Genomic DNA, 20,967 nt, shown 5'->3' on the forward strand with positions numbered 1-20,967 from the left:
CCTCGCCAGCTGCGCCTCATCAGGCGAAAGTGATAGGTTTGGCTCAGGTCCCCCTTACGTCACTGCCGCCCGCACGGCCCAGCGCGGATCGTCCCACGCGCGCGTCTCGCACACCTCGCGGATCGTGAGCACGGCCTGCAACATATCGGCATAGCGCAAATAGAGCGGCGTCAGGCCAAAGCGCAGCACATCGGGATCGCGGAAATCGCCAATTACGCCGCGCTCCTTTAGCGCCTGCATGATCCCGTAACCCTCGCGGTGCGCATAGGAAACATGGCTGCCCCGCCGCGCATCCTCGCGCGGGCTGACCAGCGCAAAGCCATGATCGCCGCAATGCGTGTCCATCAGGTCCATGAACACGCGCCCGAGCTGCAGCGATTTCGCGCGCACCGCGCTCATGTCGGCCTCGGCCATCAGGTCCACCCCGCATTCCAGCGCGGTGAGTCCCAGCACCGGCGGCGTGCCGCAGAGGAAGCGCTCGATCCCCGGCGCGGCGCGGTAGCCATCCTCGAAGGCAAACGGGGCGGCATGGCCAAACCAGCCCGAGAGCACCGGCACGGCCGCTGCCTGATGCCGCCGCGCCGCGTAGATATAGGCCGGCGCGCCCGGCCCGCCATTGAGGAACTTGTACCCGCAGCCCACCGCGAAATCGGCGCCCGCGCCATTGAGATCGACCGGGATCGCCCCCGCACTGTGGCTGAGATCCCATACCACCAGCGCCCCCGCTTCATGGGCGCGCCGGGTCACTTCGGCCATATCGCGCGACCTTCCGGTCTTGTAGTGCACCTGCGTCAGCAGCAGCACCGCGACATCCTTGCCGAGCCGCTCGAGCACTGCCTCACCCGGCACCGCTTCTGCACGTACCCGTCCGCCCGAGAACGCAGCGATCCCTTCCATCATGTAGAGATCGGTCGGGAAATTGCCCGTCTCGGACAGGATCACCGAGCGCTCCGGGCGCAGCGAGAGCGCCGCTGTCAGCGCCTTGAACAAGTTGATCGAGGTCGAATCCGCAACGATCACTTCGCCCGGATCGGCACCGAGCAGGCGGGCGATCTTGTCACCCACCCGGCGCGGCGCAGCCATCCAGTCCGCCCCGAGCCACGAGGTGATGAGGCCCTCGCCCCACTCCCGGGCCACGGTCTGCTCCAGCCGCGCCAGCGTGCGGCGCGGCAAGGCGCCGAGCGAATTGCCATCGAGATAGACCAGCCCCTCGCGCAGCTGGAATTCCTCGCGGAAGGCCCCAAGCGGATCAGCACGGTCGAGCGCGTCCAGCGCCTCGCGGCCCCAATCGCTCATGCCGCGATCTCCCGCAGCACCGCGCGCACGGGGCTGGCGTCGGCCCCCACCAGCGGCAGGGGCAGCGCGATCAGTTCATAGATCCCCGGCCTCACCGCATCGAGCACGAGCCCTTCGAGAATGCGCATATCGGCCGCACGCACGGCATGGTGCGCGTCCATCGTCTTCGAGGTTTCGGGATCGAGCGAGGCTGCATCTGTCCCGATCAGCACCACGCCCAGTGCCGCCAGACGCTCGATCACCGCCGCCGAAACAGCGCGAAACGTGCTATCCCAGGCCGCGTGCGGAAATCGCCGGTAAGTCCGCAGCAGCACGCGCGGCGCACTTGCCGCTGCCAGCGCGGCCCAGTCGATATCGCTCGCCTCCACCGCAGCCCCAACCGCATGGCGCACATCGATCACCACGCAGCGCCCGATATAGGGCTCCAGCGCCGTCTCCGCGCTCGTCTGCCCCGCCGAGTCATAATGAAACGGTGCGTCGGCATGCGTGCCTGCATGCAGCGGTAGCGACAGCGCGCCCACGTTGACCGGGCATTGCGCGGAGATCACCACATGGTGGCTCAACACCAGCGGCGGCTCGCCCGGCCAGAGCGGGGTCCGCGCATCGAGCCGCTGGGATATATCGATGATCGTCATGCCGCGCCTTATTGCCAAGCGGGCGAAACATTGCACCGAAATTGTGGAGCCCGTGCGCCCCGTTCCCTTCAGTGCATCATCATCATGACCCCCACCGCGGCCCCGCCGATCGCCACGCAGAGCAGCGCGACCATGCCAATGCCTGTGCCCAGCAGGGCAGCCACACCGGATTTGTCGGAAGACGGATCGGGAGCGTTCATGGTCAGTATCCTGTTGCAATCGCCCCCGCGCCAATGCGGGTGCCGCCAATGCATTCGCGCTGCGCCCAGCGGATGTTACAAGGCATCGCTCTGGCAAAACGCCAGCGGTGCAATCAGTATTGCGTGATAGCCCTGCCAGACGCGCCCTGGTTTGCAGAAAATGTGCATGATTTTGCCGTTATGCGCTCGTTTGCCGCACAAAAGGCGCCCCGGCGCACCCACTTTGCGCGGACAGCGCATGACCTTTGCGCTATATTCTCGCGCACAACCAGACGAGGGAGACATGCGGTGAACGCCGAGGCGAAGACGACCGATCTGTTCGACAATCCGCTGGGCCTCGACGGCTTCGAGTTCATCGAATTCTCTGCAGCCGAGCCGGGTCTGCTCGAACCCGTGTTCGCCGCGATGGGCTTCACGCATATCGCCAACCACCGTTCCAAGGCGGTGCAGCTGTGGCGGCAGGGCGGCATCAACCTCATCGCCAACTACGAACCGAAGAGTCCCGCCGCGTGGTTCGCGGCAGAACATGGCCCTTCGGCCTGCGGCATGGGCTGGCGCGTGCGCAATGCAGCCGAAGCCTATGCACGCGCGCTGGAGCGCGGGGCCGAGCCGGTCGAGGTGCGCACCGGGCCGATGGAACTCAGCCTGCCCGCCATCCGCGGCATCGGCGGCGCGATCATCTACCTGATCGACCGCTATGAAGGCTCGCCGCTGGGCGATCTTTCGATCTACGATATCGATTTCGTCTACCTGCCGGGGGTCGAGCGCCAACCGAAGGGCGCAGGCTTCCACACGATCGATCACCTCACCCACAACGTCTACGGCGGCCGCATGGCGCACTGGGCGGCATTCTACGAGCGCATCTTCAACTTCCGCGAGATCCGCTTTTTCGACATCAAGGGCGAATACACCGGCCTCACCAGCCGCGCGATGACTGCGCCAGATGGCAAGATCCGCATTCCCCTCAATGAAGAGGCCAAGGCAGGCGGCGGCCAGATCGAGGAATTCCTGCGCGCCTACAATGGCGAGGGCATCCAGCACATCGCCTTTGCCTGCGATGATCTGCTCGGTGCATGGGACCGCCTCAAGGCGCTCGGCACCCCGTTCATGACCCCGCCGCCCGCCACCTATTACGAGATGCTGGCCGAGCGCCTCCCCGGCCACGGCGAGCCGGTAGAAGAGCTGCAAAGGCGCGGCATTCTGCTCGATGGCTCGACCGAGGCAGGCGATCCGCGCCTGCTGCTGCAGATCTTCTCCGAAACGCAGATCGGCCCGGTGTTCTTCGAATTTATCCAGCGCAAGAAGGACGAAGGCTTCGGCGAGGGCAATTTCACCGCGCTGTTCCAGTCGATGGAGCGCGACCAGATGCGCCGCGGCGTGCTCAAGGTCGAGGGGAGCGCAGCATGATCCCCCCCATCCAACGCATCCACCACGTCGCCTACCGCTGCCGCGATGCCAAGGAAACGGTCGAATGGTACGAGCGTGTGATGGGCATGCGCTACACCACCGCCTTCGCCGAAGACACCGTGCCCTCGACCGGCGAGCATGATCCCTACATGCACGTCTTCCTCGATTGCGGTGGCGGCAACGTGCTCGCCTTCTTCGAGCTGCCGAACCAGCCGGAGATGGGCAAGGATCCCAACACCCCGGCCTGGGTCCAGCACCTCGCCTTTGAAGTCGCCGATGAAGCCGCGCTCAACGCCGCCAAGGCCCACCTTGAAGCGCAGGGCATCGACGTCCTCGGGCCGACCTACCATGGCATTTTCCGCTCGATCTATTTCTTCGATCCCAACGGTCACCGTCTGGAACTCGCCTGCAATATCGGCACCCCGGCGCAGTACGACGAACTCGCCGCGCTCGCGCCCGTCATGCTCGAGGAATGGAGCCGCACCAAACGCGCGCCCAAGCATGCCGAATGGCTGCACAAGGATCCCTCTGCCTGATCGCCCCCCTGATGCACGGGAGTTGAGACTTTCTGGTTTGGACAGGGGCGACAGCTTCGCCTATTTCGATACGGCCCCGCCCGCGCGCGCCGTTCTCGAACCCCGGAAAAAGCCTCGATGTCTGAAACCACCGCCCGCACGATCGATCTCAATTCCGATCTTGGCGAAGGCTATGGTCCGTGGGTCATGGGCGATGACAAGGCCATGCTGGATATCGTCACCAGCGCCAACATCGCCTGCGGCGGCCACGCCAGCGACCCGGAAACGATGTTCCGCACGCTGACCTGGGCGCGCGAGCGCGGCATCACGATAGGCGCGCATCCCAGTTATCCCGACAAGGAGGGCTTCGGCCGCCGCCGCTTGCCCTTCCCTCCACCCGAAGTGGAGCGCTTCGTGGCCGCGCAGACCGGCGCGCTGATGGCCATCGCCGCGCTGGCGGGTACTCGCGTTTCCTACGTCAAGCCGCACGGCGCGCTCAGCAATGTCGCGAGCGAGGACCGCGCCATCGCTGAAGCTATCGTCCGCGCCGTGCGCGCCATCGATAGCAAGCTCGCCATTCTCGCCATCTCGGGCACCGTGCTGGAGCAGGCGGCACGCGACGCCGGCGTGCACGTGTTCAGCGAAATCTTTGCCGACCGCGGCTACACCCCGGCCGGCAACCTTGTCTCGCGCGGCCAGCCCGGCGCCATGATCGACGACTACGGCGCTGCGGCTGCGCGCCTGCTCAGCTGGCTCGAAACCGGCCTGATGCCGACCGTCGGCGGCGAGCCGGTCAGGCTGGCGGGCCATTCGATCTGCGTGCACGGCGACGACCCCAATGCCGTCGTCATGGCCAGGGCGATCCGCGTCGCGCTCGCCGGACGCGGGGTCACGGTCGTGCCCTTCCTGCGGTGAGCACAAGCGCGGCATCCGTCCGGCCGATCGGCGAGACGGCGGTCCTCATCGATTTCGGCGGGGCCATCAGCACCGAAACCAACGAACGCGTCGTCGCGCTCGACCGCGCACTCGCCGCGCAGCCGCCGCCGGGCATGATCGAGACCGTGCCGGCCTATGTCTCGCTGATGATCGTGTTCGATCCGCTGGTCACCGAGGGAGACCGGGTCGCCGCCCATGCGCTCGCGCTGCTCGAAACCGCAACCGGGGAGCAGCGGATACCGCGCGAGCACATCGTCCCCGTCCGCCACGATGCCGCCAGCGCGCCGGATCTCGAAGCCGTAGCGCAAGCAACCGGCCTTTCGCCCGCCGAGGTCATCGCCCGGCACCTCACCGGGGAATACCGCGTCTTCATGTACGGTTTCGCGCCGGGCTACGCCTATCTTGGCGGTGTACCGCCCGCGCTGCAATTGCCGCGCAAGCCCCGCGCCGAGCGTGGCCATCCCGCCGGCAGCGTGATCATTGCCGGCGCGCAGTGCCTGATCACCACGCTGCCGATGCCGACCGGCTGGTGGGTGATCGGCCACACATCGCTGGTCATTCTCGATCCTGCCCGCGACAAGCCCTTCCTCTTCGATCCCGGCGATTTGATCCGCTTCCAGCGCATCGAGGGGCAATGACCGCACGGATCGTCTTCGAGGCCGTAGGGCCGCTCACCACGATCCAGGACCCTGGCCGCACCGGCGCGATGCGCTTCGGCGTGCCGCCATCCGGGCCGGTCGACCGTCTCGCCTTCGCAGCCGCCATGGCCCTCACCGGCGCGCCCGATGGCTGGGCGTTCGAACTCTCGCACGGCGGATGCAGCCTCGCCTGCCACGAAGGCGCAATCGGCTTCGCACTGTGCGGCGGCGGGTTCCTCGCCGAAATCGACGGGGACGAGCCAAAGGCCTGGCGGCAAGGCATGCTCCATGCCGGACAGCGGCTGCGCATCCGCGCCGGATCCGGAAACTGGGCATACCTCGCCTTCGCTGGCGAGCACCACGCGCCGCGCTGGCTTGGCAGTAGCGCAACTCATGCGTCCTCAGGGCTTGGCGGCGGCATGGTAAGGTCCGGCATGGCCTTCGATTTTGCCGCACCGCGCCCGCTCGAGGCCCGCGTGCTCGCGCCGCCACCCTCGGCAGAGCCGCCGGGCCGGGTGGCCGCGGTGCTCGGCCCGCAGGATCGCCACTTCCCCGCTGCCGCAATCGAGCAGCTGGCGCAGGCCACATACACCGCCTCCCACCGCTTCGACCGGATGGGCCGCGGGCTCGATGCCCCCCCGCTCGTGCCCGCGTCCATTGCGATGCCCAGCGAACCAGCGCTGCGCGGATGCCTGCAGGCAGACGGCGACGGCGGCCTCACCGTGCTGCTGGCAGACCACCAGACCACCAGCGGCTACCCAAAGATCGCCGCGGTGATCAGCCGCGATGTCGATCGGCTGGCCCAGATGCCATCGGGGATGCCGTTCCGCTTCGAACTCATCGACCCCGGCGAAGCCCTGCGCCGCACTCGCGCCGCTGCCGCCACAAACGCAGCGTGGCTGCGCAGCCTGGCCCTGCCCGGCCGGCTCGACGATCGGCTGTGGTCCAGCAATCTCGTCGATGGCTTCATCGACGCAAGCGAGGCCTGAACAGCGCCTACCTCCCCGGTGGTCATCGGCGGAATTGCCGCTAGGATGCCCGCAAACAAAACCGATGGAGAGAGACGCCCATGACTGAACTTACCGGCCGCATTGCCCTTGTCACCGGCGCCTCGCGCGGCATTGGTGAGGCGTGCGCCCGCGCGCTCGCCGCGCTTGGCGCGCGGGTCATCGTCACCGATCTTGCCGCGCCCGAGACCCTCGCGGAGCAGCTCGGCGGCCTTGCCCGCGCACATGACGTGACCGATGAGCAAAGCTGGATCGATACGATGGCCTACGCCCGCGATGCTGCCGGCGGGCTCGATATTCTCGTCAACAACGCCGGGCTGTTCATGGCCAAGCCCCTCACCGAAACCACGCTCGAAGATTGGCGCCGCCTCCACAGCGTCAATGTCGAAGGCGTGTTCCTCGGCTGCAAGCACGCCGTCCCGCTGATGGCCGAGCGCGCAATCCAGTGGCCGGGCGGCGCCTCGATCATCAACCTCTCCTCGGTCGCCGGCCTCGTCGGCACCGCATTGGTCAGCTGCTATAACTCGACCAAGGGCGCAGTCCGCCTCTTCACCAAGGGCGTGGCGATGGAAGTCGCCCCCTTGCGGATCCGCTGCAATTCGGTCCACCCCGGGATCATCGAAACCGACATGGGCCGCGATCTCGTCTCCCAGTTCGCGGCCGCCACCGGCACCGGCGAAAACGACACCCGCGCCAACTTTTCCAATCTCCACCCGCTGGGCCACTTCGGCGTACCCAGCAACGTGGCCGACGCCGTCGCCTTCCTCGCCTCGGACCGCGCCGCCTTCATGACCGGCTCGGAACTGGTGGTCGACGGCGGGTTTACGGCGAGCTGAGCCGGGCGCGGGCGCTCCCTACTCTTCGCCCATGCGCAGAGCGGCAATAAACGCCTCCTGCGGGATGGTCACATTGCCATATTCCCGCATGCGCTTCTTGCCCTCTTTCTGCTTTTCGAGGAGCTTCTTCTTGCGGCTGATGTCGCCGCCGTAGCACTTGGCGGTGACGTCCTTGCGCATGGCGCTGATCGTTTCGCGCGCGATCACCTTCGCGCCGATCGCGGCCTGGATCGGGATCTTGAACATGTGGCGCGGGATGAGGTCCTTGAGCCGTTCCACGAGATGGCGCCCGCGCGGATCGGCCTGGGTGCGGTGGACGATCATCGAGAGCGCATCGACCGGCTCGTTGTTGACGAGGATGTTCATCATCACGAGATCGCCCTCACGCAGGCCGATCTGCTCGTAATCGAAGCTGGCGTAGCCGCGGCTGATCGATTTGAGGCGGTCGTAGAAATCGAACACCACTTCGTTGAGCGGCAGTTCATAGGTCACCTGCGCGCGGCCGCCGACGTAAGTCAGACCGGTCTGGATGCCGCGGCGGTCCTGGCAGAGCTTGAGGATCGAACCGAGGTATTCGTCGGGCGTGTAGATCGTCGCCTTGATCCACGGCTCTTCCATTTCCGCGATCTTGACCGGATCGGGCATGTCGGACGGATTGTGGAGCTCCAGAATCGTCCCGTCCGTCATCAGCAGGCGGTAGACCACCGAGGGCGCGGTGGTGATGAGGTCGAGGTCGTATTCGCGGCTGAGGCGTTCCTGGATGATCTCGAGGTGCAGAAGGCCGAGGAAGCCGCAGCGGAAGCCGAAGCCCAGCGCCGCTGAGCTTTCCATTTCGAACGAGAAGCTGGCGTCGTTCAGCCGCAGCTTGCCGATGCTTTCGCGCAGCTTTTCAAAGTCTGCCGCATCGACCGGGAAGAGGCCGCAGAAGACGACCGGCTGGACTTCCTTGAAGCCCGGCAGCGCCACCGTCGCGCCCTGCTTCACGGTGGTGATCGTGTCACCCACGCGGGCCTGCGCCACTTCCTTGATCTGCGCGGTGATGATGCCAATCTCGCCCGGCCCCAGTTCATCGAGCACTTGCAGCTTGGGCCGCATGCAGCCGACGCGGTCGATCAGGTGTTCGGTGCCGCCGGCCATGAACTTGACCTGCAGGCCCTTCTTGATGACGCCGTCGATGACGCGCACGAGAATGACGACGCCGAGGTAGGGGTCGTACCAGCTGTCCACCAGCATGGCCTTGAGCGGCGCATTCCGATCACCGCCCGGCGGGGGGATGCGCGCGACGATGGCATCGAGCACTTCCTCGATGCCGATGCCGGACTTGGCGCTGGTCAGCACGGCCTGGCTGGCGTCGATGCCGATCACTTCCTCGATCTCGGCCCTCACCTTTTCGGGCTCGGCGGCGGGCAGGTCGATCTTGTTGATGACAGGCACGATCTCGTGGTCGTGCTCGATCGACTGGTAGACGTTGGCAAGCGTCTGCGCTTCCACGCCCTGCGCCGCATCGACCACCAGCAGCGCGCCCTCGCAGGCGGCGAGGCTGCGGCTGACTTCGTAGGCGAAGTCGACGTGGCCGGGGGTGTCCATCAGGTTGAGCTGATAGGTGCGGCCATCCTTGCCGGTGTAGTCGAGCCGGACGGTTTGCGCCTTGATCGTGATCCCGCGCTCGCGCTCGATGTCCATGTTGTCGAGCACCTGCTCGCTCATCTCGCGCGCCGAAAGGCCACCGGTGAACTGGATCAGCCGGTCGGCCAGAGTCGACTTGCCGTGGTCGATGTGCGCTATGATGGAGAAATTACGGATCAGCGAAAGGTCGGTCATGAGGCGCCGTTAGCAGTCTGCGGCGTCAGTGTCATCAGGCCCATCCGGACGGGGCCGGGACGCCAAGTTGACACAGTTGACACTGTCCTGAGGAATAATTGCATTCGATCACCGGGCGGACTTTGATCGACCAGGGCGATCAGACACTCCACGCGGGTCGCTTCGGAACGGGGCGGCTTCGAGACCATGCCCGGACCCTGCCAGATTCGCCCCAAGTAGGACAGCGCGCCCCTCTCGGACGCCCGAACGCCCGCCGTTTCGGGACGATATTGACGCCCGTCTCAGTTCCTCGTATTAGAATGATCATTCCTAATCTAATATCCTAAAAAGATTCCAATCCAAGGGGAGAGCCATGAAGTCCACCACAGCCGTTGCATGCATGCTGGGCGCGAGCCTTTTCGCGCTTGCCGCGCCCGCACAGGCGCAAGACGCCGCGGCCGCCGGTACCGATGGCGCCAAGCCTGCTGAAGGCCTTGGCGAGATCGTCGTCACCGCCAACCGCGTCGCTTCCAGCGCGCAGGACACGCCGATCGCGCTCAACGTCTATAACGGCGCTGCGCTCGCGGATCAGGGTGTCAACACGGTGCGCGACCTTTCGCAGATCGACCCGAGCCTCAACGTCACCAACTCGACCGGCGCTGCCTATGTCGCGGTGCGCGGCATCGCCTCGACCGACGTGACCGAGATCGGCGATCCTTCGGTGCCGATCACGCGTGACGGCTTCTTCACCAACCGTTCGTTCACGATCAACTCGTCGTTCTATGACGTGGCCCGCGTCGAAGTGCTCAAAGGCCCGCAAGGCACGCTGCAGGGCCGCAATTCGACCGGCGGCCTCGTCAGCATCATCACCAATCGCCCCGAAATGCGCACCGGCGGCTATGCCAGCATGGAAGTGGGCAACTACAAGACCTTCAATGGCGAGGCGGGCGTCAATGTCATGCTCGCGCCCGGCTTCGCGGTTCGCGCCTCGGGTACGGCGTTGAGCCACAAGGGCTATCGCAGTTCGCCCGGTCCCGCAGTCGACGGCGATGACGAGAACTTCAAGTCGGGCCGCGTGCAGGCGCTCTACAAGGGCGACAATGGCCTTTCCGCCTGGGTTTCCTATCAGCATGATTCCCGCGACGTGAACGGCGACGCGCAGTTCCGCGGCCCCCTTGGTGGGCCGACGCCCGATTTCGGCAAGGCGAGGGTCTTCACCAGCTTCGCGCCGACCTTGACCAAGCTCGAAAGCGACCGGGTGCGCTGGGAGCTGGCCTACAGCGCCGACATGGGCCTCAACTTCATCTACACCGGCGGTTATGACCACCAGAACTGGCGCAACGTGCTCGATGCGACCGGCGGCTATCCGGCCAACCGCCAGTTCCGCCAGCAGGAAACCCCCAAGACCTGGAACCACGAGTTCCGCGTCAGCAACAACAAGGGCGGCAAGCTGTTTTTCCAGGCAGGCTACTTCTATTTCCAGGAAAAGAACGTCGTCAATTCGGGGATCTTCAACCTCGACATGACCGGGCCGCTGTTCGGCCCCGGCGGCTTCCTGACAGGCGTACCCAATGCCGACCAGTCGAACCGCTACGGCATCAAGTTCGACTACGACATCCTCACCCGCTCGCAGGCGCTGTTCGGGCAAATCGAGTATGAGCTGACCGACAAGCTGCAGCTCAGCCTTGGCGGCCGCTATACCTGGGACAAGAAAGTGCGCACCGGCAATGCCGTGCTCAGCCTGCCGGCGCTGGCCTTCCCGCTGTGCGGCAACGGCTTCCCGGCGCCGGGCACCTGCCCGCCCTTCCCGCTGACCACGCCGGGCAACGGCAACCTCAGCAAGGGCGAGCCGACCTGGCACGCGGGCCTCAACTACCGTCCGGGCCCGGGTTCACTGGTCTATGCCAAGTACGATCGCGGCTACAAATCGGGCGGGTTCAACTCCAACGGCAGCGCGCCGTCGGTCGATTACGGCCCGGAGCGGCTGGATTCGTTCGAGATCGGCACCAAGAATTCGCTGATGGGCAACACGCTGCAGCTCAACGCCTCGGTTTTCTACTTCGATTACAAGGGCTACCAGGGATCGCAGACCACGGATGCGCTTTCGAGCGGTTCGGGTGTGTTCAACGTGGGCAGCGCCAAGGTGTTCGGCATCGAGGGCAGCCTCGTGGCGCTGGCCGCCAAGGGCACGCGGATCAACCTCAACGCGACGTATCTGCACACCAAGTTCGGCAACGGCATCACGATCAACACCGGCTCGACCCCGCCGGTTGCAGTCGACATCGGCGGCAACCGCCTGCCCAACGCGCCGGAGTTCACTGCTTCGGGCGCGATCGAGCAGGAAATCCCGGTTTCGTTCGGCACGTTCACCGCGCGGATCGACGCGAAGTATTCCTCGGACTTCTATTATTCGGTTTTCAACACCGTCGATACGCGTTCGGCGGACTATGTGCTGGCCAACGCCAGCCTGAAGTTCGCACCGGAAAACAGCTTCTGGGAAGTCTCGGCCTACGTGCGCAACGTGTTCGACAAGCAGGTGCTGGCCTATGCGGCGCAGAACTTCAATGCGGGCGCGGATACCTACCAGTTCCAGGCCCCGCGCACTTTCGGCGTGCGCGGCAGCGTGAAGTTCTGATCTGGTCGGAACTGTAAGACCTGTTCCCCTCTCCCAACCCTCTCCCCTGAAGGGGAGAGGGCTTTGCACAGATGCCGGTTACTCTGGCGTGAAATCGCGCAGACGCTCGACCGTCTTGGCATCGAGACGCTTGATCAGCGCAACGACCAGATCGACCGTCTGATCGAAATCGCGGCGGCTTATCACGCCGGTGTGGACGTGGGTGTAGCGTGCAGGGACAACGAGGTTGACGGTGGGCGCGCCGCCGTTTGCGGTTTGCATTTCAGCGCTGTCGTCGCCGTAGCCCTGCACCAGATCGAGCTGGAGGGGGAGTTTGGCTGACGCGGCGGTATCCTTGACGAGCGCGACCAGCTTGCGGTTGGGCAGCGCGCTGGTGTCATAGAGAAACAGGCCGGGCCCGGCGCCGAGCTTGACCTGGCTTTCCTCGGGCCGCGCTCCGCCGGAATCGCCCGTCACGCCGCCTTCGATGGCGATGCCGATATCGGGCTTGATGATCGCCGAGGACGTGCGCGCGCCGCGCAGACCGATTTCCTCCTGCACGGTGGCGGTGAAGAACACCTGATTGGGGTGGCCGCTGGCCTTGAGGCGCTCCATCGCGAGCAGCAGCACCGCGCAGCCGACGCGGTCGTCCCACGCCTTGCCGGCATAGTTTCCGGTGCCGTTGAGATCGAGGAACGGGCTATCGGGCACGACCGGATCGCCAGGCGAAAGGCCCAGCGCGGCAACGCCGGCGGCATCCTTCGCGCCGACATCGAGGAACACCGCATCGCGCTTGATGAGGGCACCGCGTTCATCCGCCTGCGCGAGGTGGATATCGCGGATCGAGGTGACGGCGTGGACCGGACCCTTGGCGCCGATGATGATCCAGCGCTGCCCGGCGAGGGCCTGATCGAGCCAGCCGCCGAGCATCTGCATGGTGAGGAAGCCATCGGGCGTGGCGCGGCGGACGACGCCGCCAAGCTCGTCCATGTGCGCATCGAGCATGATCCGCGGGCCGCTGCTGCCCTGCCGCGCGATGACCGAGCCGAGCCCGTCATAGCGCAGTTCATCCGCGAGCGGCTTCATCCGCTCTACCATGATCTTGCGGACAGGTTCCTCGAACCCGGGAGGCCCGGCGGCATTGGAGAGATCGCGCAGCAGATCGGCGGTCCTGTCCTGCGCGGCAAGCGGGGCGGCCATCAGCATGGCAAGCGAGGCGGCGGCGAGGGAAAGACGCTTCATCGAGGCTCCGGGGAAGATAGTTGCTGCAGGCTTAGGGTTATGGCCGGTCAGCCGTCAGCCGCCAAGCACCCTGATGGCCAGTCCCGGCCACCAGGGCTGATAGAACAGCCAGAGCGAAAGCAGTTCCGTCCCAAGGATCAGGCCCGCAGCGGGCAGAAACAGCGGATGCAGACGGCTGCGCAGGGCAAGGTCGTATCCCGCCATCGCGGCCATCATGGCCCAGGCGACGGGAAAACGGACGAGGAGCTGCGTGATCGCAGATGGCCCCAGCAGATCACGGATCGGAACGCCGAGCCAGCGGCTGAAGCCCGCATCGGTAACCGCGATGAGCCCGAGGAGCAGCAACCGCTTGTGTGCGCCGGGCCGGTGAACCAACAGAAAGGCGGCGCCAGTGAGCACCGCGAAGGGGATGATATGGCCCAGCTGAAACGACATCCGCGCCGGCACGAAATCCGCCGTGCCGAGGCGGGCATGGTCAGCGGCCCAGACAGTGGCGACTGCCGTTACCGTCAGGGCCAGAGCCATTGCGGGGCCGAACAGGCGGCCGACGCGCTGATGTCCGGCCATATCGTACAGGCGCACGCGCGCGGCTTGCCATGTCAGCAGGACCAGCCAGCCCACCGAGAGCGCCGCATGCAGATGCGTGACCGGCTAATACGGCTTGGCCGTCGGGTCGCCGGCGTGGTCGATCATGTCGGGCAGAAAGCCTGACAGCATCGCGAACCACAGCAGCAGGATCGCGACCATCACCGCTGTGCGATCCTGCGGAAGCGCGCGGTCGAAATCCACTTTGGCAAAATCGACGCGCATCCCGTTCACGCTCGCGTCCAACGCACTTCCCCCTGCCTTCCGTGCCCGGGCAGAATGGTTGGCCAAACCCTTGCCTCTGTCAACGCAAGGATGCTCCGAAATGGTCAGGCAGCCTCCTGCGCCGCATTGGCCGCGAGGTAGGCGGGGCGAGTGCTGGCGCGTTGCCAGAAGGCCGCGATTTCGGGGCTGAACTTGTAGTCGAGCCCGAGGTCTATCGCGAGGAGGAGCGCGTAGGCGGTGCAGATATCGGCCATCGTGAAACGGCCGGCGCAGAGCCATTCGCGTCCATCTTCCAGCGCACGGGTGAGGTGCTTGAGGCGCGAGAAAAACCACTGGGTATAGTCGTCGGCGGCCTGCCTGAGCTTTCGCTCGTCGGGTTCGAAGCGGGTGTAGCGCAGGACGATGGTCTGCGGGAACGTCAGCGTCGCCTCGCTGCGGTGGAGCCAATCGAGGTATAGGCCGTAGTCAGGCTCATCAGGGCTGACCGCGAGCGGGGTCGGTCCGTAGCGGGTGGCGAGGTAGTGCGGGATCGCGCTGGATTCCGTCATCCGCGTGCTGCCGTCGATCAGGAGCGGGATCGTGCCGAGGGGGTTCTGCTCGAGATATTCGGGCGTGCGGACGCGCGGCGGGAAAGGCAGCATGTGGAGCTTGTAGGGCAGGCCCATTTCCTCGAGCGCCCAGAGCGCGCGGAACGAGCGGGCGTTGTGGCAGTGGTAGAGTTCGATCATTGGTTGTTCTGCTTACCCCTCCACCACCCGCGACGCGGGCGGTCCCCCTCCCCATTTGTGGTTCGCAAAAATGGGGAGGACGTTTTTAGATCAGGCCCCGGCTGATGAGGCATTCCTGGACGGCGCGCTCGCCCATGTCGATGGCGGTGTTGGTGAAGGCGCTGCCGGCGGCATCCGCGTTGGCGATGGCGATGCGGCCGAAGGTCTGGCGGCCGATCACGTGGGGGCGCAGTTCATCGGGCACGTCGGGATCGCCCAGCGTATCGTACGTATAAGCATAGCCGTGGGGCCAGCGGTTGACCGTGATCGCGGCGATATCGCGCGCAGCGTTGAAGCCCGCGCCGCCCAGCATGCGCTGCAATTGCAGGCGGATCTCGCGTTCGATTGCGGAGTATTCCTCGGCGAGCATCATCGCCCGGCCGAGGCGGTTCTGCTCCTTGCGGGGAAGGCCCGGCTGGTTGGGGTTGCGCACCATGTGGATCACCACCGGCTCGTCCGGCGTCACCGCGCTGGCGTAGCCGCCGATGGCCATCGGCGTATCGAGCGAGGCGCCGATATGGTAGCCATTGGGCGCGCCGATCGATTTGACGCCGAGCTTGGCCCAGGGGCGCCAGTTCTTCACCAGCACATTGGTATACTGCATCGGCACCTTGGACGCGTAGTGCAGCGCTTCCTTCTGCGCAGGCGGAAGATCGGGCACGATGAAGGGGATCACCATGTTGAAGCAGGCCATGATGACATTGGCCCCGGTGACCGAAACGCGCTTGCCATCCTTCACATAGATGACGCGCACGGCTTTCTCGGTCTGGCGCGCGGGCTTGCCAATATGTTCGGCGCGGATGACCATGCTGGAGAGGCGCAGGCGCGTGGGATTGGCCGGATTATCGAGCGCGGCATAGCGCGCGGGCGCGAGGACGATGCTTTCCTGATCCAGCTTGGCTGAAGGGAACGCGCCGGGAATGAGGCGGCTGACGAGGAGGCGCGCGACGGTGGCGTTGCCATCGGGCCAATGGAAATGCTGCGCCTCGGCGGTGATCTGCTCGGGCAGGTCCATGCCCGCAAAGCCCGGCATGCGCCCGCCGAGCGCAGCTTCCCACGCGGGCAGCGTATCGACGCGCTTGTTGTTGCGGAAGTATTGGCCGGAGAAGAACGGCAGGCTTTCGGGCAGGACCCCGGCGTGCTTGGTCAGGTAATCCTGATAGCTGATATGCCGCAGGTATTCGGCGCGCGCTTCGGGATTCATGTCCGGCAGGTAGTTCTTCTTGTCAGTGTAGAGCCGGGTGAGGTCCGCCCGCACCGTGCCGGTGAGCGGAGCTTCGGCGAAGAACTGCGGCCAGGGCTTCTTGCCGGTTCCGGTAACGAGCTTGTCGGCAAGGAAGTGCTCCTTGTCGAAGAAAGTGGCCGAGCCGAGGCCATCGTAGGCCTTGGTTTCGTAGCGTTCGTAGCTCGTCAGATCGACGCCGAGATCTGCCAGCAGCTTCTTTGAGGTGAAGCTGTAGGGGAACGGCGATTCAATGCTCATCGTGCCGCCGTAGGCAAGGATGGTGCGGCCCTCGTAGTGGAACTCGTTGCGCTTGGCGTGGCCGCCGAAATCGTCGTGATTGTCGAGGATCAGGATCTTGCGATCATCCCCCAGCGCCTGCCGGTAGAAATACGCTGCCGAAAGACCCGAAATGCCGCCACCGACGATGACGAGGTCATAGTGTTCGCCGCTGTCCTCGGCCGCGAGGGCGCCGGTGAAATCGCCGTCGCGCGCCATGTGCGCGGCTTCGAAGGAGCCGGGATACTGGCCGCGCAGGCCCTGCTTGAGCGGGGGATAATCGGCGCTGCCAGCATCGGCCGAAGCCGGAGCCGAGGCCGCCTGGGCCAAAGCGGAAGGCGCCGCCGCGAGCGCAGCACCGGCTGCGACACCGCCGATGAAATCGCGCCGCGCGATGGGGAGATGCAGCCCCAGTTCCTTGTCCGACCATTCCACCATCGCATTGTCCCCCATTCAGCCCGCCGCTGCGCCATGATTTGTAATCGCAAAGCAGCCTTGCGCAATCGCCCAAATTGCGGCCTCATCACGGGCGAGCCTGAACAGGAGACCGCCGATGTACCGCCCGCTGCTTGCCGCCGCCCTTGCTGTCCTCGTTGTCGCGCCCGGAGCAGCCCAGGCGCCTGCCTCTCCGGCGGACACCTGCCGCAACGATGCGAAGTTCCGCGAGCAGGATTTCACGGTGGGCAGCTGGGATGTCTATACCGGCGACAAGAAGACCGACGAAGTGACGATGAGCCTGATCCTCAACGATTGCGTGATCGAGGAGCACTGGAAGCGCGCCGATGGCCGACCCACCGGCAACGGCATCGGCCTGTTCAACTATTCGCGGCTGCTTGGCTCATGGGGTTACACCTGGGCAACCGATGACGGTGCCGCCACGGTGTTTCGCGGCAATCTCGCGAAGCCGGGCGAGATGCTCTACGTGACCGAGAAGCCCCTGCCCGGCGGAAAAGTGCGGCTGCGCCATTGGACGCTGACGCTGATGCCCGACGGGACGATCCGCGAACTGGCGACGGGGACCGAGGACGGCGGCAAGACGTGGACCACGGATTATGATCTGAAGTGGGTGCGGCGGAAGTAAGTACTAGCGCCCGCCAAAGAATGGCAGCGGGGCTCCCGCTCCGGCGTCGAAGGCCTTCCAGTCCTCGCCCAGCGCGGTGAGCGCGCTGGCGGCGATCTGGCTCTGGGTGAGGCAGTCAGTGCCCGCAGCGGCGGGGCGAACGCCGGGGCCGATGGCGGCGAGCCAGATCGCGTCCGAGCCGGGGAAGCCTTCGGGATCGGCAATCGTGTAGTCTGCCGGGGCGAGCTTCCAGGCAGCGGCACTGCCGTGTTCGGTCCAGGCCGCGCCGGGCTTGGCGCCGCGGCCATGATCGGTGGTGACGATCAGCGTGGTCCGCCCGCGCCAAGCCGGATCGGCCTGCGCCATGCGCCAGAGCTCGGCGATGAAATCATCATCGCGGTTCATCGCAGCGAGAACTTGCGCATAATCACCTTCATGCGCGAACTCGTCGGTATCGCCGAGTGCGACGTAGAGCACGCGCATATCGGCTGCCGAGCGCAGCGCTGCCTGCGCATCGCGCATCGTGCGCGTTTCGGTGGGGTGTGCGCCGGCGCTCTCTGCATTTACCGGAACGCCGCTGCGCTTGTCGTTGATGATGTAGGGGAACACGTCCCAGGTTCCGTACATCCGCACGTGCCCGGCAAAGGCCGGACGGCGGTTCAGCCATTCGAGGAACGTGGTGTTGCGGTTCCAGATCTTGTCATTGCTGGTGATCGCAGGATCGGGGCGGCCGGTGAGCAATTCGTTGTAGCCGGGGTAGGAAAACCACATCGGATTGGTGACGCGCATGCATTCGCCCGCATCGCGGTTGCCATAAAGCACGCCGCCCGCAGCGGGCAGGCTGTGGACGAAGGGCATGACCGCCGCGCCGGTGCTCCACGCCTTCTCGACCGTTTCCTTCCAATCGGGATGGGTGAACTTCGGCTCTGCGACCAGCGCCTTGTCCGGCCCGCGGAACACTTCCTGCCAGCGCGTGCCGTCCATGGTGACGAGGATCAGGCGCTGGCCGGCGGCGGGGGCTTCGGCGCGGGCCAATTCCGGGGCCAGTGCAGGAGCGAACAGCAGCGCGAGGGCAAGAACGATCCGGTGCATCTCTGTCACTCCCTGAATGCACCGCGGCTTGCGGTGTCTCGACTTCGCTGGACACGAACGGGCTTTTTTGGCCCTTAGAATCTTCGGCCCACGCGGAAGCTCACGAAGCGGGGGCGCAGCGGGTAGACCACGATCGAATCCGGCCCACACAGTGCGATCGCGCACGTTGCGCTGCGGCTTTGCTGCGCGCGCTTGTCGCCCACGTTTTCGATGGAGAGCGAGGCCGACCAGTTATCGCGGCTCACCCCGGTGGAGAGGTCCAGCGTGGTATAGGCGGGCTGGAGGCCGATCAGGCGCGCTTCCTCGACATCGAGCGAGGACGTGACGGTCGACTGGTGGAACGCGGCCAGCTGCAAGAACGCGTCGAACTTGCCGAGGGGGAATTCGTAGCGCGTCATCGCCGAAAGCTTGAAGCGCGGGCTGCCGGCAAAGCGCGTGCCGGCAGGCGCGCGCAAGGCATTGGGGTTGCCCGATGGGCTGGGCACCGTGCAATCGAACGCAGCATTGGTATATTTGCAGAGGTCCGTGGTGATCACCGCATCGGCATACGTGCCCGAGACCTGGAACGAGAGCCCGCGCGTGGGCCTGACCGTGAGATCGGCCTCGATACCCTTCGACCGGGCGCGGCCGGCGTTGACGATATCGGTGATGCCGTTCTGATCGCTGGTAACCGCGAACTGCGCCTGGTTAAGCTTCTCAAGGAACAGCGCGCCGTTGAACAGAACTTTGCCGCCGAGCCAGCTCGTCTTCCAGCCGATCTCGTAGTTGGTGAGCTTCTCCACCGCGTAAGCCGGCGCAGTGGGGCGGCGGTTGATGCCGCCGGGGCGGAAGCCGGTGGACCAGGTGGCGTAGAGCAGCTTGCCGGGCGCGGGCTTCCAGCTGAGGTTGAGCTTATGCCGCACGCCCGAGCCGGTGGCCTTGGTGTTGATGTTGTCGCAGGGGCGCTGCGTGCCATAGGCGCCGATGGTTGCGGGGAAGCACAGCGCCTCGCCCACCGCGCTGCGGGTGGCGTTGAAGCCGAAGAAGCCAACGACGTTGTTGTCGTACTTGTAGCCGCGCAGGCCGCCGGTCAGGGTCAGCGTTGGCACGATGTCGAACGCGGCTTCGGCGAAGGCGGCATAATCGCGGTCGGTGCGGAACTGGATGTTGGCGTAGTTTACCCCCGGCAGACCGGTGACGGACTGCGTGTCCGCAAGGTTCGGCACGGTGTAGAGGTTGCGCCAGTTGTTGGTCTGGCGCTGGTAGAACACGCCCGCCACGATCCTCAGCCGGTCGCTGGAGGGCGAGGCGATGCGCAGTTCATGGCTTTGTTTGGTGAAATGCTCGCTCTGGCTGACCGTCTGCGCGGGGCTGATCAGATTGCCCGCGTTATCCTTGAAATTATTGCCGAAATAATCCGGCGTGCTGGCGTAGTAGGTATCGTAGAGATAGGCGTAGTCCGAATAATCGGAGGTATATTCGGCCTTCCGCTCGAAATAGGCGCCTGCGTAAGTGAGGTCGAAGTGGCCGAGCTTGCCTTCGATGGCGAGGCTGGCCTGATACCACTCGTCCTTCTGCGCTTCGGGAAAGAAGCGGCTGATCGCGAGATCGCCTTGCGAGGGCTTGTAGGCGAAAGTGCCGTTCGAGGTCTGGTGCTGGCCCATCACGCCGGCGGTGGCGGTCCAGTTGTCGTCGAGATCGACCTTCAAGGCGGCGCGGCCGCCGTAGGAATCGATCGAATTCTGGTCCCGGCCGACCAGCGCCCTGTTGTCGCGCACCACGCCGGAGGTGGGATAGCGCACGCCGCGGGGCGCGCGGATATTGTCGATGTAGCCGCCGTCATACTGGTAGAAGCCGACCACGCGCAGCGCGGCGCGGCTGGACAGCGGGATGTTGAGATAGCTTTCGGCGATCCCGCCCGCCTTGCCATTTACGACCGTGTTGGCCGTGAGATCGACCGAGCCCGAGAACGCCTTGGTATCGGGCTTGTTGGTGATGATGCGCAAGGTGCCCGCCTCGCTGCTCGCGCCGAAAAGCGTGCCTTGCGGGCCGGACAGCGCCTCGACCCGCGCGATGTCGTAGACGTGGACGTCGACGGTCGAGCCGATCGTGGTGACGGGCTGCTCGTCCAGGTAGACGCCGACGGTGGGGAGCGAGCCGGTGGAAAGGCGGTTGCCGTTGGAAAGGCCGCGGAAGTAGACTTCCGCCTGCCCCGGGCCATAGCTCGAATAGGAGAGGCTGGGCAGGAACTTGGCGTAATCGTTGAAATTGCGCACGTTGCGCTCGGCCAGCGCCTCGGTGGTGAGCGCGACGATCGAGAGCGGCACGTCCTGCAGCTTTTGCTCGCGTTTCTGCGCGGTGACGACGATTTCGCCAGGAGCGCCGATGGCCGAGGCATCTTCAGGCGGCGATCCGTTTACCGCCTGCGCATGAAGTGGGCCCGCCGCCGCCATAGCGATGACCGAAACTCGACCCGCCCAGACCTTCGCTTTGCCCATCAATAATTGCCCCCGGCTGATCCCGCCGATCTACCTACCGGCGATGACGGCGGGATTACAGAAGTGTTTTTACCTGTTGCGGCGGGGCGGTGGACTTTCCGGCGCGGCGGTGTGATCACCTCGGCAGACTGGGA

The 20,967-nt window shown here is 65.5% G+C and carries 19 protein-coding genes; 8 read left to right on the forward strand and 11 right to left on the reverse strand.

All coding sequences use genetic code 11. The annotated features are described in order from the left end of the window. Positions 1-54: 54 nt before the first annotated feature. From kynU to ACO056_RS14880, 3 genes are all read right to left on the reverse strand, one after another. Positions 55-1,296 (reverse strand): kynureninase, encoded by a 1,242-nt coding sequence (gene kynU, locus ACO056_RS14870; RefSeq protein ID WP_421848078.1) that lies wholly within the window; start codon positions 1,294-1,296, stop codon positions 55-57. Beyond that, a complete protein-coding gene (gene kynB, locus ACO056_RS14875; protein WP_421848080.1) occupies positions 1,293-1,931 on the reverse strand; it encodes an arylformamidase in 639 nt (212 codons plus the stop codon). The genes kynU and kynB overlap by 4 nt, the downstream gene beginning before the upstream one ends. A gap of 68 nt (positions 1,932-1,999) precedes the next feature. Beyond that, complete coding sequence (locus ACO056_RS14880; RefSeq protein WP_421848082.1) at positions 2,000-2,131, reverse strand: hypothetical protein; 132 nt, start codon at positions 2,129-2,131, stop codon at positions 2,000-2,002. 288 nt (positions 2,132-2,419) lie between these two features. Here ACO056_RS14880 and hppD point away from each other — a divergent pair, with 288 nt between their 5' ends. The 6 genes from hppD (at position 2,420) to ACO056_RS14910 (ending at position 7,470) form a co-directional block, all read left to right on the forward strand. Next, positions 2,420-3,538, forward strand: a complete 1,119-nt coding sequence (gene hppD, locus ACO056_RS14885) for a 4-hydroxyphenylpyruvate dioxygenase (RefSeq protein ID WP_421848084.1) — start codon at positions 2,420-2,422, stop codon at positions 3,536-3,538. After that, the gene (locus ACO056_RS14890) at positions 3,535-4,074 is read left to right on the forward strand and encodes a VOC family protein (RefSeq protein WP_421848086.1); all 540 of its coding nucleotides are present in this window, start codon (positions 3,535-3,537) and stop codon (positions 4,072-4,074) included. The genes hppD and ACO056_RS14890 overlap by 4 nt, the downstream gene beginning before the upstream one ends. 117 nt (positions 4,075-4,191) lie before the next feature. Next, positions 4,192-4,968 carry a LamB/YcsF family protein gene (locus ACO056_RS14895; RefSeq protein WP_421848088.1) on the forward strand — a complete coding sequence of 259 codons (777 nt, stop codon included), beginning with the start codon at positions 4,192-4,194 and terminating at the stop codon, positions 4,966-4,968. After that, positions 4,965-5,627 (forward strand): 5-oxoprolinase subunit B family protein, encoded by a 663-nt coding sequence (locus tag ACO056_RS14900; RefSeq protein ID WP_421848090.1) that lies wholly within the window; start codon positions 4,965-4,967, stop codon positions 5,625-5,627. Before ACO056_RS14895 ends, ACO056_RS14900 begins: the two co-directional genes overlap by 4 nt. After that, on the forward strand, positions 5,624-6,616 hold the full coding sequence (locus tag ACO056_RS14905; RefSeq protein WP_421848092.1) for a biotin-dependent carboxyltransferase family protein: 993 nt from the start codon (positions 5,624-5,626) through the stop codon (positions 6,614-6,616). The genes ACO056_RS14900 and ACO056_RS14905 overlap by 4 nt, the downstream gene beginning before the upstream one ends. A gap of 80 nt (positions 6,617-6,696) precedes the next feature. Then, the gene (locus tag ACO056_RS14910) at positions 6,697-7,470 is read left to right on the forward strand and encodes an SDR family NAD(P)-dependent oxidoreductase (RefSeq protein ID WP_421848094.1); all 774 of its coding nucleotides are present in this window, start codon (positions 6,697-6,699) and stop codon (positions 7,468-7,470) included. Between the two features lie 18 nt (positions 7,471-7,488). Here ACO056_RS14910 and lepA read toward each other — a convergent pair whose 3' ends face one another. Then, positions 7,489-9,291 carry a translation elongation factor 4 gene (gene lepA, locus ACO056_RS14915; RefSeq protein WP_421848096.1) on the reverse strand — a complete coding sequence of 601 codons (1,803 nt, stop codon included), beginning with the start codon at positions 9,289-9,291 and terminating at the stop codon, positions 7,489-7,491. A 352-nt stretch (positions 9,292-9,643) separates the two neighbouring features. Between lepA and ACO056_RS14920 the strand changes: the two genes are divergently transcribed. Then, positions 9,644-11,905, forward strand: a complete 2,262-nt coding sequence (locus tag ACO056_RS14920) for a TonB-dependent receptor (RefSeq protein WP_421848098.1) — start codon at positions 9,644-9,646, stop codon at positions 11,903-11,905. A 78-nt stretch (positions 11,906-11,983) separates the two neighbouring features. Here the strand turns inward: ACO056_RS14920 and ACO056_RS14925 are convergent, their stop codons facing one another. The 5 genes from ACO056_RS14925 to ACO056_RS14945 all read right to left on the reverse strand — a co-directional run bounded on the left by ACO056_RS14925 (position 11,984) and on the right by ACO056_RS14945 (position 16,657). Continuing rightward, positions 11,984-13,126: a M42 family metallopeptidase gene (locus ACO056_RS14925; protein WP_421848100.1), complete on the reverse strand. Its 1,143-nt coding sequence runs from the start codon at positions 13,124-13,126 to the stop codon at positions 11,984-11,986. Between the two features lie 54 nt (positions 13,127-13,180). After that, on the reverse strand, positions 13,181-13,747 hold the full coding sequence (locus ACO056_RS14930; protein WP_421848102.1) for a hypothetical protein: 567 nt from the start codon (positions 13,745-13,747) through the stop codon (positions 13,181-13,183). 30 nt (positions 13,748-13,777) lie between these two features. Beyond that, positions 13,778-13,945 carry a hypothetical protein gene (locus tag ACO056_RS14935; RefSeq protein WP_421848104.1) on the reverse strand — a complete coding sequence of 56 codons (168 nt, stop codon included), beginning with the start codon at positions 13,943-13,945 and terminating at the stop codon, positions 13,778-13,780. Between the two features lie 95 nt (positions 13,946-14,040). Continuing rightward, positions 14,041-14,664: a glutathione S-transferase family protein gene (locus ACO056_RS14940; RefSeq protein ID WP_421848106.1), complete on the reverse strand. Its 624-nt coding sequence runs from the start codon at positions 14,662-14,664 to the stop codon at positions 14,041-14,043. Positions 14,665-14,749: 85 nt separating this feature from the next. After that, positions 14,750-16,657, reverse strand: coding sequence for an NAD(P)-binding protein (locus tag ACO056_RS14945; protein ID WP_421848108.1), 1,908 nt, complete (start codon positions 16,655-16,657; stop codon positions 14,750-14,752). A 100-nt stretch (positions 16,658-16,757) separates the two neighbouring features. Between ACO056_RS14945 and ACO056_RS14950 the strand changes: the two genes are divergently transcribed. Further along, positions 16,758-17,285, forward strand: a complete 528-nt coding sequence (locus ACO056_RS14950; protein ID WP_421848110.1) for a hypothetical protein — start codon at positions 16,758-16,760, stop codon at positions 17,283-17,285. Positions 17,286-17,288: 3 nt separating this feature from the next. On the opposite strand, the gene ACO056_RS14955 is transcribed toward ACO056_RS14950, so the two are convergent. Together ACO056_RS14955 and ACO056_RS14960 are read right to left on the reverse strand one after the other, a co-directional pair. Continuing rightward, positions 17,289-18,356 (reverse strand): hypothetical protein, encoded by a 1,068-nt coding sequence (locus ACO056_RS14955; protein WP_421848112.1) that lies wholly within the window; start codon positions 18,354-18,356, stop codon positions 17,289-17,291. A 74-nt stretch (positions 18,357-18,430) separates the two neighbouring features. Further along, on the reverse strand, positions 18,431-20,833 hold the full coding sequence (locus ACO056_RS14960; RefSeq protein WP_421848114.1) for a TonB-dependent receptor: 2,403 nt from the start codon (positions 20,831-20,833) through the stop codon (positions 18,431-18,433). Positions 20,834-20,967: the final 134 nt, after the last annotated feature.

The sequence above is a fragment of the Novosphingobium sp. genome (assembly GCF_965228995.1).
Classification (GTDB): Bacteria; Pseudomonadota; Alphaproteobacteria; order Sphingomonadales; family Sphingomonadaceae; genus Novosphingobium.

What these genes read in the sequence shown, in the direction of transcription:
- ACO056_RS14905 (WP_421848092.1), top strand. Translation starts at nt 5,624, where the DNA reads ATGACCGCACGGATCGTCTTCGAGGCCGTAGGGCCGCTCACCACGATC.
- kynU (WP_421848078.1), bottom strand. Translation starts at nt 1,296, where the DNA reads ATGAGCGATTGGGGCCGCGAGGCGCTGGACGCGCTCGACCGTGCTGAT.
- kynB (WP_421848080.1), bottom strand. Translation starts at nt 1,931, where the DNA reads ATGACGATCATCGATATATCCCAGCGGCTCGATGCGCGGACCCCGCTC.
- lepA (WP_421848096.1), bottom strand. Translation starts at nt 9,291, where the DNA reads ATGACCGACCTTTCGCTGATCCGTAATTTCTCCATCATAGCGCACATC.
- ACO056_RS14890 (WP_421848086.1), top strand. Translation starts at nt 3,535, where the DNA reads ATGATCCCCCCCATCCAACGCATCCACCACGTCGCCTACCGCTGCCGC.
- ACO056_RS14945 (WP_421848108.1), bottom strand. Translation starts at nt 16,657, where the DNA reads ATGGGGGACAATGCGATGGTGGAATGGTCGGACAAGGAACTGGGGCTG.
- ACO056_RS14920 (WP_421848098.1), top strand. Translation starts at nt 9,644, where the DNA reads ATGAAGTCCACCACAGCCGTTGCATGCATGCTGGGCGCGAGCCTTTTC.
- ACO056_RS14955 (WP_421848112.1), bottom strand. Translation starts at nt 18,356, where the DNA reads ATGCACCGGATCGTTCTTGCCCTCGCGCTGCTGTTCGCTCCTGCACTG.
- ACO056_RS14950 (WP_421848110.1), top strand. Translation starts at nt 16,758, where the DNA reads ATGTACCGCCCGCTGCTTGCCGCCGCCCTTGCTGTCCTCGTTGTCGCG.
- ACO056_RS14960 (WP_421848114.1), bottom strand. Translation starts at nt 20,833, where the DNA reads ATGGGCAAAGCGAAGGTCTGGGCGGGTCGAGTTTCGGTCATCGCTATG.
- ACO056_RS14910 (WP_421848094.1), top strand. Translation starts at nt 6,697, where the DNA reads ATGACTGAACTTACCGGCCGCATTGCCCTTGTCACCGGCGCCTCGCGC.
- ACO056_RS14880 (WP_421848082.1), bottom strand. Translation starts at nt 2,131, where the DNA reads ATGAACGCTCCCGATCCGTCTTCCGACAAATCCGGTGTGGCTGCCCTG.
- ACO056_RS14895 (WP_421848088.1), top strand. Translation starts at nt 4,192, where the DNA reads ATGTCTGAAACCACCGCCCGCACGATCGATCTCAATTCCGATCTTGGC.
- ACO056_RS14940 (WP_421848106.1), bottom strand. Translation starts at nt 14,664, where the DNA reads ATGATCGAACTCTACCACTGCCACAACGCCCGCTCGTTCCGCGCGCTC.
- ACO056_RS14925 (WP_421848100.1), bottom strand. Translation starts at nt 13,126, where the DNA reads ATGAAGCGTCTTTCCCTCGCCGCCGCCTCGCTTGCCATGCTGATGGCC.